We start from the raw sequence: 14,524 nt of genomic DNA, 5'->3' as shown, positions 1-14,524 counted from the left end.
AATGGAAAGGAGATATCAGATAGGAATATGACTTGTGGCCGATTATCACGGTTTAGCGCAGGTCACCAAGGGACCAGACCATTTTTATCCACCAATGTCAGGCGCGCTGATAAGGCTTCGCCATCGGGGAAAATCAGCTCAGGCGCGATATCGGCCAGCGGGTAGAGCATAAATTCACGCTCTTTCAGCCCATAGTGCGGCACCGTCAGGCGATCAGTTTTTATCACTTGATCGCCATACAGCATAATATCCAGATCCAGAGTTCGTGGCCCCCAGCGCTGCTCTTTCCTCACCCGCCCCTGATTGCGCTCAATGGCTTGGGTGTGATCCAGCAGTTGCTCCGGTGGTAGCGAGGTATCCAGTGCCACCACGGCATTGAGGAAATCCGGTTGATCCTGTGGGCCTAAGGGCTTGGTACGATAAAAAGGTGAACAGGCCACTAACCGGGTGCGCGGCAGATGCTCTAGCGCTTCCAGTGCGGTTTTAACCTGCTGTAGTGGCATGGCCTGATTACTTCCCAGCGCGATATAGACCCGGATCATGGTGCGAATTATGCCCCTTCTTTGCGTGGTAAAGGTTTCCGTGGGCGGCGAGGACGAGAGCGACGCGGTGCCGGATCAGCCCCTAGCGTATTCAGCATATTTTTCTGCTGTAGCGGCGTCGCCTCCTGGAATTCACTCCACCACTGGGTCAAACGCTGTAACTCATGGTTGTTTTCCACTTCCGCACGTAGCGCCAGTAGATCGTAAGCGGCGCGGAATTTCGGATGCTCCATCAACTTGTGCGCACGTTTACCCTGACGGCGCGACAGACGCAATTGCAGCAACCAGATATCCCGCACCAACGAGGTAATGCGCTTTGGAATTGCCAGCGAACGGCACTCTTCATCCAACACGTCGTTCATTGCTAGCGCGAAAGCGTCGTAATAGGCCAGCCCGCTCTCTTGCGTCAGTTTTTGCGCATGTTCGATCAGCGGATACCAAAGCATAGCTGCAAATAAGAACGCGGGGTTGACCCGTTGGTCATTATGTAGACGATGATCAGTATTTTTCAGCACCTGAACCAGAATGCGCTCCATCGGCGAGTCATGCTGTTCAGTAAAGTTACGGGCAATCAGCGGGAATAGTGGCTGGAACAGCTGGTATTCACACAGTTTTAAGTAGGTTTTATAGCCATAACCCGATTGCAGCAGTTTGAGTGACTCTTCAAACAGACGGGCAGGGGGGATCTCGCGCAGCAATGACGCCAGACGCGGGATCGGCTCTGCGGTTTCCGGGCTAATCGTCATATCCAGTTTCGCGGCAAAACGTACCGCGCGTAGCATCCGCACCGGGTCTTCACGGTAGCGGGTTTCAGGATCACCAATCAGACGGATAATGCCCTCTTTCAGATCACGTAAGCCGCCGGTGTAATCACGTAGCGCAAAATCTGAAATGCCGTAATAGAGGCTGTTAATGGTGAAGTCGCGGCGTTGGGCGTCATCTTCGATGGTGCCGAAAATGTTGTCACGCAGCAGCATGCCATTTAGCGCCTGCTGGGAAGAGTTTTTGTCACTATCTTCCGCTTGCTGTTGTTCGTGGTGACCACGGAACGTGGCGACTTCAATGATTTCCGGGCCAAACATCACGTGGGCCAGACGGAAGCGGCGACCCACCAGACGGCAGTTCCGGAATAATTTCCGCACCTGCTCAGGGGTTGCGCTAGTGGTGATATCAAAATCTTTTGGTTTTTTGCCCAGCAGTAAGTCGCGAACACCGCCGCCGACCAAATAGGCTTCATAGCCTGATTTATTCAGGCGATAGAGCACCTTCAGCGCATTATCGCTGATCTCCCTACGGGAAATATTGTGCTGATCTCGCGGAATAATCGTCATCGGACTCTGTTCCGAAGCAGGCACCGCATGATTCTTGCGGCCAGTATTTGTTCTGGCAGGCCTTTTCTCTTTGCGGGCCACGTTATCTTCACCGGGCACTTTATCTTTACGGGTACTGCTATCACGGGCCGTATCGTCACGGACAGCTTTGCTATCGCGAGCTGATTTATCATCGCGAATCAGTACCTTACGGCAGAAATTGGCTACTCGGGTAAAAATGGTACACCTCGATAGTGGCTAATAAATAACAGAACTACAGAAAAACAGCGGCTAATCATAGCTCACCGTGCTTCCTTTGAGAATGCCGTTGTGTTTTCAGTGGCAGTTATCGCCTCCTGAAGCGGCGTTGTTGGCCCCTGAAGCAGGAATGGCTGCCAACGTCCAGTTTTCGACTGCAAAACGTAATAATAACGGTAAATCAAGATCTTGCCAGCATTCGGGCAGTGGCTGACGCAAAAACTTCAGTGCATCGACCAAAACTGGGCGCGGATCACCGTCCGGCAGTGGTGGTGCATGGTTTTGTTTGGATAACTTATTACCCTCATGATTCAGCGCCAGTGGCAGGTGCAAATAGCCGGGAACCGGTTGCTGTAACTGTTGGTAGAGAGCTATCTGGCGCACGGTTGGTTCAATCAAATCTGCCCCGCGCACCACTTCGGTTACCCCCTGAAATGCATCATCAACCACCACTGCCAGATTATAGGCGAACAGGCCATCTCGGCGGCGAATAATAAAATCTTCTTTCGCCAGCGCTGGTTCAGCATGCAACTCACCGAGTAATTTATCATAAAAGGCATAAACCGGCTGAGTCTGTCGCAAACGGATGGCCGCGCCTTTGGCTGGCAAATGACGTTCACGGCAATAGCCGTCATAGAAGCCGCCGATTTGTTGAATTCTGCTGCGAGTGCAGGTGCAGTAGTAGCTCAGCCCTTGTTGCTCTAACCACGCTAAGGTGGCGCGGTAGGCTTCATGGCGCTGTGATTGGTAGATGACGGAGCCATCCCAATGGAGGCCATAGTGGTCCAATGTGGCCAAAATACGCGCGGCAGCACCAGGGATTTCACGGGGGGGATCAATATCTTCAATGCGAACCAGCCAATTCCCACCTTGAGCGCGAGCTTGCAGGTAACTGCCGAGTGCGGCAATGAGTGAACCGAAATGTAAATCGCCGGATGGAGAGGGCGCAAAACGGCCAACATACTGATTCTGCTTATGATCGGATTGCTGAGAATCAGACGGCTGAATATGGGTATCTTCGGACATAAAAAGGGAAAGGGAGTCCAGCCTGATAAATACGGTGCCGGAGGTGACTCTGGCACCGTGTTACAGGTTATTGCTGTGTTAGCCTGCCATCTGCTTTTCGCGGATTTCGGCCAGGGTTTTACAGTCAATGCACAAATCTGCAGTTGGCCGTGCTTCCAGACGGCGAATGCCGATCTCTACGCCACAAGACTCGCAGAAACCGAAATCGTCATCCTCGACTTTCTTCAGCGTTTTCTCGATCTTTTTAATCAATTTACGCTCGCGGTCGCGGTTACGAAGTTCAAGACTAAACTCCTCTTCCTGCGCGGCACGGTCCACCGGATCTGGGAAGTTAGCAGCTTCGTCTTGCATGTGCGATACAGTACGGTCTACTTCATCCCTGAGTTGGTTGCGCCATGCTTCAAGGATCAGCTTGAAGTGCAACAACTGGGCGGCATTCATATACTCTTCGCCGGGCTTCTCTTGGTACGGCTCTACCCCAGCGATGGCGAGAATGCTCAAGGACGAGGTTTTACGTTTTTGCCCTTCTTGCATGATGCTTCTCCTACATTCATACGCACTATCGAAATCCCCAAGACGGGGAAAAATCAGGCCGCTATAAATAACAGAAGGGAGGTAGGTTGGCAATTATTCCTGTCGCCTGCTTGACAATGGTGTGAAGGAAGGCGTATTTGGCGCACCACAATATCCAATAATTGCTTCTTTATTCAGCGTTTTTGGTTACCGCGTTTCGTCCAGTAATAACGGTAAACGCACATCCAGCACGATACCGTCAGGCGATAGTTGAAAACCGTAGCAAATAACTTCCACTCCTGCTTGCTGAGCCTGGGCCAGCAATTCTGCATAGCGACTGTCAATGTGTCGGGCTGCAGCGACTTGTCTGATACCCGTATGCAATACGGCAAAAAAAAGTACCGCCCGATGACCCTCGGCAACCATGCTTTGTAGCTCCCTGAGATGCTTTTGACCCCGCAGGGTAACAGCATCCGGGAAATACCCACACTGTTGCTGTAATAAGGTGACCGACTTGACTTCAATATAGCAGTTAGACCTATTTTCTGCCTGCAATAACAAGTCTATACGGCTGTTCTCATCCCCATACTTAACCTCTCGTTTGACAGAAGTGTAACCAGATAATTCAATAATCTGATTATTATCTATCGCGATACTAGCTAACTCATTGGCACGCATCGTATTTATGCAGATCCAATCACCACTTTGGGTATGAGTCAGCTCCCAGCTGTGGGGATACTTACGTTTCGGATTATCCGAGGTTGAATACCAAACCGTATCCCCTGGCGTGGCACAACCGGTCATCGCTCCGGTATTAGCGCAATGAATGGTTAATGATTCTCCGGCGGGCGTCACAATATCAGCTAAAAAGCGCTTATACCGCTGGATAAGTGTGGCTGGTTGTAACCGTGGGGTGAATAACAGCAGGGGATTAATCGGCATCAGATCTCCGTTCACTGCCCACCAACGGCCAGCTTTGTACCATGTTATAACGGGTACGTCCGCGCGCGAAAACGGATTCGTACAATGAAAAATGGTTCACTCGGAAGCTTTCATTATGGGTTTTAGCCGGCAGGGCGACCGGATGTACCGCGCCACGCAGCAAGGTGACATGGGGATGAAAGGGGAGCGGCGTTTGGTAGCATCCGCTGCGTGCGGCCTGTGAACGCAGCAATTGCGCCAACTGCAATAGGCTACGGGGCGGATTCTTGCAGCCGAGCCATATCACCCCGGAACCCGGCCAGTGGCCGATATCATCCAATGCCACGTTAAAGCCCAACTGACTGATGCGACCCGCTTGTTGCTGTAATATTTGCGCTTTGGCGGCACTGACCTCACCGAGGAACGCCAGTGTCAGGTGGAGGTTAGCGGCGGCAATGGGGCGGCCGGCCTCTGGTGAGAAGTTATCCGCTCGCCACTGCACAATGTTTTGCTGAAGGGCATTAGGCAGCGCCAGCGCAAAGAACAGGCGCTTATTTTCGCGTGTTTTATTAACAATAGTTTTATCTACGGTATTAATCATCAGGTTGGCATAATCACTCGGCTAAATACGCTATACGGCCATGATGTTACAATGGCTGATGATGAAAGTAGAGAGCATGGGGAAGAATGTGGTGGTGAGTCAGAGAGAAAGTGATGCTGCGAGGGCCGTTTTGCCGGTAGGTGAAGTGCTCAGCGAGATATTGTCCGCGTTGCAAAGCTCACCGCAAATCCTGCTCCATGCCCCCACTGGCGCGGGGAAATCGACCTGGTTACCACTACAAATCCTGAAGTATGGCGGGTTATCGGGCCGTATTATCATGCTAGAACCCCGGCGGCTGGCGGCAAAAAATGTAGCCTACCGTCTGGCGCAGCAGCTGGGCGAACAGCCGGGGCAGACTGTGGGTTATCGAATGCGGGCCGAAAGTAAAAGCGGGCCGCATACCCGTCTGGAAGTGGTGACCGAGGGTATCCTGACGCGCATGTTGCAACAAGACGCCGAGCTAACTGGTGTCTCCCTGGTGATCCTTGATGAGTTCCATGAGCGCAGCTTGCAGGCTGATTTGGCGCTGGCACTGTTGCTGGATGTGCAGCAGGGGCTACGTGATGATTTGAAGCTGCTGATTATGTCCGCGACGCTGGATAATCAGCGCCTTTGTGCGCTGCTGCCCGCCGCGCCCGCCATTGTTTCCGCAGGGCGCAGCTTCCCTGTCGAGCGCAGCTACCAGCCGTTATCGAGCCATGAGCGGCTGGAGGATGGCGTCGCCAATCGGGTGAAGCGCTTGCTGAATGAGCAATCTGGCTCTTTACTGCTGTTTTTACCGGGTGTCGGCGAGATCCATCGGGTGCTGGAGCGCTTGCATGGCGAGGTCGCCAGCGACACGGATCTCTGCCCGCTGTATGGTGCGCTGCCGCTAAATGAGCAGCAAAGAGCGATTCAACCCGCGCCTGCTGGGCGGCGTAAAGTGGTGTTGGCAACCAATATTGCCGAAACCAGCCTGACGATTGAAGGCATTCGGCTGGTGGTCGATAGCGGATTGGAACGGGTAGCGCGCTTTGATGTCAAAAACGGTCTGACGCGACTGGTGACTCAGCGCATCAGTCAGGCCTCAATGGTTCAGCGGGCGGGGCGAGCTGGGCGGTTGGCACCAGGGATCTGCTGGCACCTGTTTGCCAAAGAGCAGGCCGAAAGGGCGGCGGAATACAGCGAACCGGAGATCCTGAACAGTGATTTATGTAGCTTGTGGCTGGAGCTGCTGAACTGGGGATGTCAGGACGCGGCGCAGCTGACTTGGCTTGATCAACCGCCATCGTCGGCATTGGCTGCCGCGCGCGAGTTATTGCGGCGGCTAGGGGCTATCGATGTCTCCGGCCACCTGACGAGCACCGGGCGCGCCATGGCCAGCCTGGGCTGCGAGCCGCGTCTGGCCGCAATGCTCTGTTTTGCCGCCGAGCATAGCCCAGATGCGCTGGCAACCGCCGCACTGCTGGCGGCGATTTTGGAAGAGCCGCCCCGCAGCGGCCAGATTGATCTGCATCACTGGCTTAGTCGCCCGCAGCCCCACTGGCAGCGGCGAGCAAGGCAACTGACACAACGAGTCAACGGGCGCGTGGGTGCTGTTGACAGTGATATCGCCGACTCACTATTGGCGCTGGCTTACCCCGATCGCATTGCGCAGCAGCGCGGACAAGATGGTCGCTACCTGCTGGCGAATGGTATGGGGGCGGCAATGGCGCAAGATGAAGCGCTGTCACGTTCGCCCTGGCTGGTGGCTGCCAGCTTGCTACAAAGCAACAGCGGGCCGGATGCGCGCATTTTACTGGCACTGCCCATTGATATCGAAAAATTGGCGAAGCAGTTACCACGGCTGGTGGAGGAGCGCACGGTTGTGGAGTGGGATGAGGGCAAAGGGACGCTGCGGGCCTGGCGGCGCTGGCAAATCGGGCGACTGACCCTACGAGCGCAGCCATTGGCGAAACCGAGTGACGAGGCACTGCAATCGGCACTCCTGAACTGGGTGCGCGAGCAGGGGCTACAGGTGCTGAATTGGGATGAAAATGCTGAACAGCTCCGCACGCGATTGCAATGTGCCAGCCGCTGGTTACCGCAAGAGCAGTGGCCTGCTGTCGATGACGACCAGCTATTGGCTAAGCTTGAGCTATGGTTACAGCCATCATTATCCGGCGTGCGCGATCTCCGTGGGTTGCGGCAAGTGAATATCGTGGAGGCATTAACTCGCCTGTTGAACTGGCAGCTACGTCAACGGCTGGATACTGAGCTACCAACTCATTACACTGTGCCCACTGGCAGCCGTTTACCAATCCGCTATTATGTTGACCGGCCTCCGGTGCTGGCGGTGCGTTTGCAGGAGGTTTTTGGTGAGCAACACAGCCCAATGCTCGCCAGTGGGCGGGTGGCCGTGGTGCTTGAACTGCTCTCTCCGGCCCATCGACCTTTACAGATTACCGGTGATTTGGCCGCTTTCTGGCAGGGCGCGTATCGTGAAGTACAAAAAGAGATGAAAGGGCGCTATCCCAAGCATGTTTGGCCGGATGATCCCGCCAATACCCGCCCGACCCGCAGAACCAAGAAGTATCAGGATAGATAATATCCCATGGCTAAGAGCCAATAATTTCAGATGTTTCCCCTTTCTATTCGCTGGATTGGGGAACACATTAAGCCGCAATAATCGCCAATGCGCGTGGAGAGAAAGACATGTCTGGGGATGATCGCGAGCCAATCGGGCGCAAGGGCAAGAAAGCCCTACCCAAAGCCGCACCGAAACGGCCACTGCGCCGGCGGCGTGATGAAGATGAATACGAAGAAGATGACTATTTAGATGATGAAGATCACGATGATGATGACTATGACGACGAGGAAGAACCGATGCCAAGAAAGGTAGCATCACGTCCGCCCCGCAAAAAACGCCGCTGGCTTGGCCTATTTATCAAACTGTTCTTGGTCGGCGCGGTGGTGTTAGCCATTTACGGGGTCTACCTTGATTCGCAAATCCGCAGCCGTATTGATGGCAAAGTGTGGCAACTGCCCGCTGCCGTATATGGCCGCATGGTTAACCTCGAACCGGGCATGTCCTACAGCAAAAAAGAGATGGTCGATTTGCTTGAGGGGATGCAATACCGTCAAGTCACCCGCATGACCCGACCGGGCGAGTTCACCGTGCAGGGCGACAGCATTGATATCTTGCGCCGTCCATTTGATTTCCCCGATGCGAAAGAGGGCCAAATTCGTGCGCGCTTAGTGTTTAAAGACGATCGCCTGGCGCAGATCCAAAACCTGGATAGTCAACGCGATTTCGGCTTCTTGCGCCTCGATCCTAAGTTGATCACCATGCTGCAATCGCCGAATGGTGAGCAGCGCCTGTTTGTGCCACGTGCCGGTTTCCCTGATTTGCTGGTGGATACTTTACTGGCAACAGAAGATCGCCATTTCTATGAGCATGACGGCATCAGCCCTTACTCCATTGGCCGCGCCATGTTGGCTAACCTGACCGCCGGAAAGGCAGTGCAGGGCGGCAGCACGCTGACGCAGCAGTTGGTCAAAAACCTGTTTCTGACCAACGAGCGCTCATTGTGGCGTAAAGCCAACGAAGCTTATATGGCGCTGTTGGTGGACTACCGCTATAGCAAAGACCGGATTCTGGAACTCTATCTGAATGAAGTTTATCTCGGCCAGAGTGGCAGTGATCAGATCCGCGGCTTCCCGCTGGCGAGCCTCTATTACTTCGGGCGTCCGGTGAATGAACTGAGCCTCGATCAGCAAGCGATGCTGGTGGGGATGGTAAAAGGGGCCTCGCTGTATAACCCGTGGCGCAACCCGACGCTGGCACTTGAACGCCGCAATCTGGTGCTGCGCTTGTTACAGAATCAGGGGGTGATCGACGCCGAGCTTTACACCATGCTCAGCGCTCGCCCATTGGGGGTCCAGCCGAAAGGCGGGGTTATCACCCCTCAGCCTGCTTTTATGCAGATGGTGCGTCAGGAGCTGCAACAAAAACTGGGTGACAAGATTAATGATCTGTCTGGCGTGAAGATTTTCACCACGCTAGACCCGGTTTCACAGGATGCGGCAGAGAAAGCCATTGAAGACGGCATTCCGGCCCTGAGGGCCGCGCGTCATTTGGATGATTTGGAAGCGGCGATGGTGATTGTAGATCGCTTCAGTGGTGAAGTTCGCGCCATGGTGGGTGGCGCGCAGCCGCAATTTGCTGGTTTTAACCGCGCGATGCAGGCCCGCCGTCTGGTGGGGTCACTCGCCAAGCCGCCGACCTATCTGACCGCCCTGAGTGAGCCGGATAAATACCGCCTCAATACCTGGCTTGCGGATCAACCGCTGTCGATCAAGCTACCCAATGGTTCATTGTGGCAGCCGAAAAACTATGACCGCCAGTTCCGTGGTCAGGTGATGTTGATTGATGGGCTGGCGAACTCGCTAAACGTACCCACAGTGAATCTGGGTATGTCAGTTGGGCTGGATCAAATTACCGCCATGTTGCAACGTCTGGGTATCCCGAAAGCGGTGATCAACCCGGTTCCGGCTATGTTGCTGGGGGCTATCGATTTGACGCCAGTTGAGGTGGCGCAGGAGTACCAGACTATCGCCAGTGGCGGGAATCGAGCGCCGTTATCAGCGGTGCGCTCGGTGATTGCTGAAGATGGCACCGTGCTGTATCAGAGCTTCCCGCAGGCGGAGCGCATGGTGCCGGCACAGGCCGCCTATCTGACACTTTACGCCATGCAACAAGGGGTTGCCCGTGGGACATCCCGTTCGCTGTCAGTGAAATTCTCTAAATACAATCTGGCGGCTAAAACCGGTACTACCAACGACCTGCGTGATAGCTGGTTTGCCGGTATTGATGGCAAGGAAGTGGCGATTGCCTGGGTCGGTCGCGACAATAACGGCCCCGCTAAATTGACCGGTGCCAACGGCGCATTGACCTTGTATCGCCGCTATCTGGAGAACCAAACACCGCTGCCGCTGGTATTGCAGCCACCGGAAGGGATTAGCCAGATGAACATTGATTCGGCAGGCAATTTTGTCTGCGGTGATGCTGGCGGTATGCGCTCGATTCCGGTGTGGACCGAGAACCCGCAAGGGCTGTGTCAGGCCGCCGCACCGACTGAACAGCCGAAAGCCGATGGTGACGGTGTCGCCGGTTGGATCAAAGATATGTTCGGTCAGTAAGTTGTAACCCTGCTCACCAAGACCCTTCGGTTTCGAAGGGTCTTTTTTTTGCCTTGCGTCCGGCTCAATCGGCTGGCTTAGCGCTTGCAGTCCGCTGTGGGTTACGCATAAACTACTCGCTTTGATAATTATTTCACTTTGATAACTATTATCGTTTAGATTCATCTTCTCGCTTGATACTTAATCGCGCAAAGCAGGGCACTATCTTGGACCAACAGGCAAGCCAATCCAGCATTTTCACACTCCGTGAACTGAGTTTTTCAGTTCCAGGGCGGACTTTATTGCAGCCACTGTCACTGACGTTTCCCGAAGGGAGAGTCTGCGGGCTTATTGGTCATAACGGTTCCGGCAAATCAACGCTATTAAAAATGCTGGGTCGCCATCAACCGCCATCGAGTGGCGAAGTGCTGCTTAATGATGTGCCATTGTCCCTGTGGGAGAGCAAAGCCTTTGCCCGTGAAGTGGCGTATTTGCCGCAACAGTTACCCGCAGCAGAGGGGATGACGGTGCGCGAATTGGTCGCTATTGGCCGCTATCCGTGGCACGGCGCATTAGGCCGTTTTCGTCAGGAAGACCGCCAACAAGTGGAAGAGGCGATTGCGCTGGTGGACTTAAAACCGCTGGCGAATCGGTTAGTCGATAGCTTATCCGGTGGTGAGCGCCAACGTGCCTGGTTAGCGATGATGGTGGCCCAAAACAGCCGCTGCCTGCTGCTCGATGAACCAACCTCGGCACTGGATATTGCGCATCAGGTTGAAGTGCTGGGGCTGATTCAGCGCCTCAGCCGTGAACGTGGCCTGACGGTGATTGCGGTACTGCACGATATTAATATGGCGGCCCGTTACTGTGACCATTTAGTGGCATTGCGTGGTGGGGAGATGATCGCGCAAGGCCCGGCTAACAGCCTGATGCAGGGCGCGGTACTGGAACAAATTTACGGTATCCCAATGGGAATATTGCCGCATCCGGCCGGTGGCGCGCCGGTAAGTTTCGTCTATTAATGAAAACATATCTCTCCATGGAACAGCCCCATTTATCCGCCCCAGATCTCACTCGGCGCAGGCTACTCACCGCATTGGCCCTATCGCCATTACTGTGTTCATTACCCGGATGGGCGGTGAATCCGCCTAAAGCGGATAGTCGGCGTGTCGTTGCACTGGAGTGGCTGCCCACCGAGTTACTGCTCGCATTAGGGGTTACGCCCTATGGCGTAGCAGACACCCATAATTACCGGCTATGGGTTGAGGAGCCAGAACTGCCCGCCAGTGTCATTGATATTGGTCAGCGCACTGAGCCTAATCTGGAGTTACTTCAACAAATGGCACCGTCGTTGATCCTGATGTCGCAAGGTTTTGGCCCCTCACCGGAGATGCTCGCGCCTATCGCCCCTTCCATGAGTTTCGCCTTCAATGAAGAGGGCAGCTCGCCGCTGGCGGTGGGTAAGAACTCATTGCGTGCCCTGGGCGAGCGTTTGGGACTAGAGGCCGCTGCGGAGCAACATATCGCCGATTTTACCCACTTTATGCAGGCCGCCCGCCAGCGCTTTACTGATACCAGCAAGGCATCACTATTGATGTTTTCCCTATTGGACACCCGCCATGCACTGGTGGTCGGTCAAGGCAGCCTGTTTCAGGATGTTTTGAATGAATTGAACATTAAAAATGCCTGGCAGGGAGAGACTAATCTCTGGGGCAGCACGGTGGTCGGTATTGAGCGTTTGGCGACGATAAAACCGGGGCAAGCCATCTGCTTTAGCCATGGAAATAGCGAGATTTTACAGCAGGTTGCCCGCACCCCATTGTGGCAGTCGTTCTCCTTTGTCCGCCAAAATCAATTACGTATATTGCCGCCGGTGTGGTTCTACGGCTCGACGCTGTCCGCCATGCGTTTTGTGCGTCTTTTAGAGCCGGTGTGGGGTAAAGCCTCATGATGGCAAAAACACTGCGTAAAAGCTGGCTGCTGCCCGCGGGATTACTGGGCTTGCTGCTGCTCATTGCCATCGCGTTGACACTGCATAACCTCAGCCAGTTATTACCGGCATCACTTTGGGGTGAAGCACTCTGGCAGCCCGACCCTGATGATGTGCATCAAATGTTATTCCATTACAGCCAGTTACCTCGTTTGGCCGTGGCGCTATTGACTGGGGCCGGGTTAGGGTTGGTGGGGGTGTTGTTCCAGCAAGTTCTGCGCAATCCACTGGCTGAACCGGCGACATTAGGGGTGGCCGCAGGTGCTCAGCTCGGCCTGACTATCGCCACATTGTGGATGCTACCCGGCGGTGAATTGACCCGCCAACTGGCAGCAATGGCCGGTGGTATCACTATTGGTCTGCTGGTCTTTGGTGTGGCATGGGGCAAACGAATGTCACCTGTCACCCTGATTTTGGCAGGGCTGGTTCTCGGCCTTTACTGTAGCGCAGTCAGTAACTTACTGGCGCTATTTAATTATGACCAGCTGCAAGGGCTGTTCTTGTGGAGCAGTGGGGCCTTGAACCAGCAGGACTGGAGCACGGTACAGTTTCTCCTGCCACGTTTGCTGATTACCGCGCTCTTAGCGGCGTTACTGATCCGCCCATTAACTCTGCTCGGGCTGGATGATGGCGTCGCCCGTAATTTGGGGTTAGGGCTATCTCTGGCGCGCCTGAGTGCGCTGGGGCTGGCAATCCTATTCAGCGCAATGTTGGTTAATGCGGTGGGTGTGATTGGATTTATCGGTTTATTTGCTCCTCTGCTGGCAAAAATTCTGGGGGCGCGGCGATTATCACAACGCCTGATATTGGCACCACTATTGGGTGCATTGCTGCTGTGGGTGACTGACCAAGGCATTGTCTGGTTGGCGCAAGTTTGGCGGGAGATCCCAACCGGTGCGGCGACGGCGCTGATTGGTGCGCCACTGCTATTATGGCTGCTACCTCGTTTGCACAGTGCCACCGCGCCGTCGATGGATTTTGGCGACAATGTTCCTGCCGAACGACAGCGTTTGGGGTTATGGATCAGCGCCGGTTTACTGCTGCTGCTGGCTGGATTGACGGTAGCGCTGATGTTTGGTCGCGATAGCCAAGGCTGGAACTGGATTAGTGGTGATGAGCTTCAGGCTCTACTGCACTGGCGCTGGCCACGGGTGTTAGCGGCGCTGGCGGCGGGTATGATGCTGGCAGTGGCAGGGACACTGATTCAAAAACTGACGGGTAACCCGATGGCTAGCCCAGAAGTATTGGGTATCAGCTCCGGTGCCTCTTTCGGTGTCGTGATTATGATGTTTATCGTGCCAGGTAATGCGCTGGCATGGCTGCTACCTGCGGGGAGTTTGGGCGCGGCCACAACCTTATTGATGATACTGGTGGTGGCCGGGCGGGGCGGCTTCTCCCCCAGCAGAATGTTATTGGCGGGGATTGCGCTGAGTACCGCCTTTACCACGGTAATCACCATGTTGTTGGCCAGTGGTGACCCGCGCATGCACGGCTTGCTGGCGTGGATTTCCGGCTCCACCTATGCTGTTGATAGCTCGCAAGCATTGAGTACTGGCTTAATTGCCTTGTTGTTGATTGCACTGGCACCTCTGTGCCGCCGTTGGCTAATGATTCTGCCTTTGGGCAGTGTGACGGCCAGAGCCTTAGGTATCGCGCTGGCACCTAGCCGGTTAGCTATTTTGCTCTTGGCGGCGACCATGACAGCGGCGGCTACGCTGACAGTAGGGCCATTGAGCTTTGTCGGGCTGATGGCGCCTCATATGGCCCGCATGTTGGGCTTCCGACGTGCTATCCCGCAGCTGTTTATTGCCGCTATCTTGGGCGGCTTATTGATGGTATTTGCCGATTGGTGCGGGCGGATGCTGCTGTTCCCGAACCAGATCCCTGCCGGATTGCTGGCAACCTTTATTGGCGCCCCCTATTTTGTTTACTTATTACGCAAACAGGAGCGGTAAAGACTTATTTGCACCGTCATCAGCTTCAGTTAAGGATAACTGGGGCTGATGTCAGAGACATCCATGGGCATATTCCAATAATATGCGCTATAAAATAGTAAATGAGCAGGTAATATCACTCTATAGCTAATGGTTATATTTGAAATAAAGAAAAACAAAAATCACATATTAAAAATAAGAGTGCTAATTATTTTCTAATGCGGTTTAGCTTGAATGCTGAAATAAATATATTGTACATCAAGTATTCTATGGTAATGTCAAACGCCAGA

11 protein-coding genes are annotated in these 14,524 nt (G+C 54.2%); 5 read left to right on the top strand and 6 right to left on the bottom strand.

The window, feature by feature from the left end; translation table 11 throughout:
• Positions 1–62: 62 nt before the first annotated feature.
• The 6 genes from folK to thpR all read right to left on the bottom strand — a co-directional run bounded on the left by folK (position 63) and on the right by thpR (position 5,171).
• Positions 63–542 carry a 2-amino-4-hydroxy-6-hydroxymethyldihydropteridine diphosphokinase gene (gene folK / locus FFE93_RS17385; protein ID WP_005276529.1) on the bottom strand — a complete coding sequence of 160 codons (480 nt, stop codon included), beginning with the start codon at positions 540–542 and terminating at the stop codon, positions 63–65.
• Positions 543–550: 8 nt separating this feature from the next.
• Positions 551–2,092 (bottom strand): polynucleotide adenylyltransferase PcnB, encoded by a 1,542-nt coding sequence (gene pcnB, locus FFE93_RS17380; RefSeq protein ID WP_071984923.1) that lies wholly within the window; start codon positions 2,090–2,092, stop codon positions 551–553.
• Positions 2,093–2,188: 96 nt separating this feature from the next.
• Entirely contained in the window at positions 2,189–3,136 is a 948-nt protein-coding gene (gene gluQRS, locus FFE93_RS17375) for a tRNA glutamyl-Q(34) synthetase GluQRS (protein ID WP_049599716.1), read from the bottom strand.
• Positions 3,137–3,214: 78 nt separating this feature from the next.
• Positions 3,215–3,670, bottom strand: coding sequence for an RNA polymerase-binding protein DksA (gene dksA, locus FFE93_RS17370; RefSeq protein WP_004875059.1), 456 nt, complete (start codon positions 3,668–3,670; stop codon positions 3,215–3,217).
• Between the two features lie 186 nt (positions 3,671–3,856).
• Entirely contained in the window at positions 3,857–4,591 is a 735-nt protein-coding gene (gene sfsA / locus FFE93_RS17365) for a DNA/RNA nuclease SfsA (RefSeq protein WP_186367669.1), read from the bottom strand.
• The gene (thpR, locus tag FFE93_RS17360; RefSeq protein ID WP_138775668.1) at positions 4,581–5,171 is read right to left on the bottom strand and encodes an RNA 2',3'-cyclic phosphodiesterase; all 591 of its coding nucleotides are present in this window, start codon (positions 5,169–5,171) and stop codon (positions 4,581–4,583) included. The genes sfsA and thpR overlap by 11 nt, the downstream gene beginning before the upstream one ends.
• A 43-nt stretch (positions 5,172–5,214) precedes the next feature.
• Between thpR and hrpB the strand changes: the two genes are divergently transcribed.
• From hrpB to fhuB, 5 genes are all read left to right on the top strand, one after another.
• A complete protein-coding gene (hrpB, locus tag FFE93_RS17355) occupies positions 5,215–7,737 on the top strand; it encodes an ATP-dependent helicase HrpB (RefSeq protein WP_138776002.1) in 2,523 nt (840 codons plus the stop codon).
• A gap of 107 nt (positions 7,738–7,844) precedes the next feature.
• Positions 7,845–10,331 (top strand): bifunctional glycosyl transferase/transpeptidase, encoded by a 2,487-nt coding sequence (mrcB, locus tag FFE93_RS17350; RefSeq protein WP_049599713.1) that lies wholly within the window; start codon positions 7,845–7,847, stop codon positions 10,329–10,331.
• A 206-nt stretch (positions 10,332–10,537) separates the two neighbouring features.
• Positions 10,538–11,332 (top strand): Fe3+-hydroxamate ABC transporter ATP-binding protein FhuC, encoded by a 795-nt coding sequence (gene fhuC, locus FFE93_RS17345; protein WP_005276514.1) that lies wholly within the window; start codon positions 10,538–10,540, stop codon positions 11,330–11,332.
• Between the two features lie 17 nt (positions 11,333–11,349).
• A complete protein-coding gene (gene fhuD, locus FFE93_RS17340; protein WP_409994341.1) occupies positions 11,350–12,261 on the top strand; it encodes a Fe(3+)-hydroxamate ABC transporter substrate-binding protein FhuD in 912 nt (303 codons plus the stop codon).
• The gene (gene fhuB / locus FFE93_RS17335) at positions 12,258–14,255 is read left to right on the top strand and encodes a Fe(3+)-hydroxamate ABC transporter permease FhuB (RefSeq protein WP_138775664.1); all 1,998 of its coding nucleotides are present in this window, start codon (positions 12,258–12,260) and stop codon (positions 14,253–14,255) included. Before fhuD ends, fhuB begins: the two co-directional genes overlap by 4 nt.
• Positions 14,256–14,524 lie beyond the last annotated feature (269 nt).

It is taken from the genome of Yersinia sp. KBS0713 (assembly GCF_005937895.2).
Classification (GTDB): domain Bacteria; phylum Pseudomonadota; class Gammaproteobacteria; order Enterobacterales; family Enterobacteriaceae; genus Yersinia; species Yersinia bercovieri.
Note: the sequence above shows the minus strand (reverse complement) of the source record. Positions and strands in the feature narration are given on the sequence as shown.